Annotated in this window: 3 protein-coding genes and 1 pseudogene; 1 reads left to right on the top strand and 3 read right to left on the bottom strand. The window is 67.6% G+C overall.

Going from position 1 to position 2,475, the window contains the following annotated elements:
• The coding region (locus tag RHBS_RS26860; protein ID WP_145977635.1) for an FAD-dependent oxidoreductase at positions 1–859 on the bottom strand (859 nt) is incomplete at its 3' end.
• 29 nt (positions 860–888) lie between these two features.
• On the opposite strand from RHBS_RS26860, the gene RHBS_RS26865 reads away from it, so the two are divergent.
• Positions 889–1,647, top strand: a complete 759-nt coding sequence (locus tag RHBS_RS26865) for an SDR family oxidoreductase (protein ID WP_128646866.1) — start codon at positions 889–891, stop codon at positions 1,645–1,647.
• 14 nt (positions 1,648–1,661) lie between these two features.
• Here the strand turns inward: RHBS_RS26865 and RHBS_RS26870 are convergent, their stop codons facing one another.
• Together RHBS_RS26870 and RHBS_RS26875 are read right to left on the bottom strand one after the other, a co-directional pair.
• Positions 1,662–1,907, bottom strand: coding sequence for a DUF2630 family protein (locus tag RHBS_RS26870; protein ID WP_128646867.1), 246 nt, complete (start codon positions 1,905–1,907; stop codon positions 1,662–1,664).
• 16 nt (positions 1,908–1,923) lie between these two features.
• Positions 1,924–2,475 (bottom strand): annotated as a pseudogene (locus tag RHBS_RS26875) (hypothetical protein); the annotation flags it as partial.

Consider the following 2,475-nt stretch of genomic DNA (forward strand, 5'->3'; position numbering starts at 1 on the left):
ACAACCCGAGGTCCGCACTCGCCGGAGTGCGGCCCGCGGCGACCAGAACTTCGTCGACCGTGATCTCGCCGCCGCCGACGACGAGACCGACCGGGCCACCTCGGCCGATGCCGGTGTCGGCCGGGTTCTCGCGGGCCACGGACTCGAGGGAGGCGTCGAGCATGATCGTGGCGCCGCGCTTCTTCAGAGCCTCGGCGACGAGTTCGCCTGCGAACGGCTCGGAACCGGCCAGCAGCGACGAGCCGCGCACGATCATCGTCACCTTCGCCCCGACCGAGAGCAACCAGGTGGCCGCTTCCGTCGCGACGACGCCACCGCCGATGACGGCGATATGACCCGGGGTCTCGTGAATGTTGGTGGCATCGCGGGAGATCCACGGCCGGGCGTCGCGCAGGCCCGGGGTGTTCGGTACCGATGCAGTGGTTCCGGTGGAGAGAACGACTGCGTGCCGCGCGGTCAGCGTACGGCCGTCGACCTCGACGGATTTCTCCCCGGTGAGGCGTCCGTGACCGCGGATGACGGAGATCCCTGCCGACTCTGCCCACGTCATCTGGGAGGAATCGTCGAGGCCGTGGGTGAAGGACTCTCGTCGGGCCAGGACGGCGTCGGCATCGAGGGGCTGATCGCCGACCAGTTCCTTGACCCCCGGCATGTTTCGTGCGATGTCGAGAACCTCGCCGGGGCGCAGCAGCGCCTTGCTCGGCATGCACGCCCAGTACGAGCATTCGCCGCCGAGCAGTTCGTGCTCGACGATCACGGCGGTGCGGTCGCTGCCTGCAATCGCGTACTGCGCGGCATTCTCGCCGACCGGTCCACCGCCGATGACGATGACATCGAATTCCGAGCTGTCTGAGGCCATTGCTCCACAGTGGCATAGGCTCGCCGCTTATGGCGACCACTCGGAACAAGATTCTGATCACCGGAGCGAGCTCGGGGCTCGGTGAGGAAATGGCGCGACGGTTCGCAGGCATGGGCCGGGATCTGGCGCTCTGCGCCCGGCGGGTCGAGCGGTTGGACGAACTTCGCGCCGAGTTGATGCACCACAACCCGAACATCACCGTGGTGGTCCGAGCCCTCGACGTCACCGATCACGATGCGGTGGGTGAGGTGTTCGGAAAATTGCGAGACGAATTGGGGGGCCTCGATCGAGTGATCGTCAATGCCGGGCTCGGCAAGGGCGCGAAGATCGGTACCGGGCGAGCCGACGCGAACCTGCAGACCGCCCGCACGAACTTCATCGGGGCGCTCTCGCAGGCCGAGGCCGCACTGTCGATCTTCCGGGAGCAGCGCCGCGGGCACCTGGTGTTCGTCTCGTCCATCAGCGCCGACCGGGGACTGCCGGGAGCGAAGGCGACCTACTCGGCCAGCAAGGCCGCGGTGGCCTCGCTGGGTGAATCGTTGGCCACGGAGCTGTCGCGAACCGACATCGCCGTCACCACCCTGCTGCCCGGCTTCATCGCGACCGACATGTCCGCCAAAGCGGGCGACAGTGCCGCTCTCACAGCCACTCTGGACGAGGGAGTATCGGCGATGGTCGACGCGATCGAGAGCGAGACCCGCCGCGCGGCGCTACCCGGACTCAAGTGGCGAGGCATCGACGCGGCGCTGCGGTTCCTGCCCAACGTGCTGACGGATCGGATGGTCTAGCTCCAGGGCCGGGGTTACTGCAAGTACCCCTCGACCTGGTCGACGCTGTTGGCGGTTGCGGTGTCGGGGTTCTTGCCTGCGTCGATGCGAGCTCGACGCTGGCGAAGCAGGTCCCAGCACTGGTCGAGGGCGTGCTCGAGCGATGCCAGTTGGGCCTTTTCTGTGTCCGGGTCGATGTCGTCCGACTGGGCCTCGGTGCGAAGCTTGTGCTCGGTGGCGATGAGCTGCTGGATCTTGGTGTGGATATCGTGCTCGTTCATGGCGACAACGGTAGACCTACCAGGGTTTCGCGGCCAGATTCCGCGTCGCCAGGGCTCGTTGCACGGCCGCGGTGAGCTCGGCCGTCGACCCGGCCAGAGCGTCGTCGGTGCACACGAGCGAGAGTGTGTAGTTGCCGTCCAGTCGGGAGAGGTAGGTCGACATCCTGATAGTCGACAGCGCGCCCGACGGGTTCGGATGGATCGCGCGGGTCGCGAGTCCGCACGATCGGTGGGAGCCGAGTGCGGTGACGCCGTCGGGAATGTCGCCGATGTTGGAGCACAACACTTCTCCGCGCCCCGGGGTCGACGTCAGCTTCGCGGCGACGCGGTGGGGGAGCAGCTGGACGATCTCGGGTGGATAGCCTGCCGGGGCCCCGACAGGCTTGCCGAACGCCGCCTTGCACGCTGCGCGGATGGCCGCGGGCGGGTCGTCTCCGCGGACGGCGACGGTGGCCATGCCGATCGCGTTGGCATCACCGACCCGGTGCGAAAAGGAATGTCGACGGTCACCGCGGGCGACCCGAGTTCGCTCATCGTGGCGGCGACGACGGAGACGAACAGCGAATTG

It is taken from the genome of Rhodococcus sp. BS-15 (assembly GCF_000813105.1).
Taxonomy (GTDB): Bacteria; Actinomycetota; Actinomycetes; order Mycobacteriales; family Mycobacteriaceae; genus Rhodococcoides.

Coding starts and splice junctions, on each gene's coding strand:
- RHBS_RS26865 (WP_128646866.1), top strand. CDS start 889: ATGGCGACCACTCGGAACAAGATTCTGATCACCGGAGCGAGCTCGGGG.
- RHBS_RS26870 (WP_128646867.1), bottom strand. CDS start 1,907: ATGAACGAGCACGATATCCACACCAAGATCCAGCAGCTCATCGCCACC.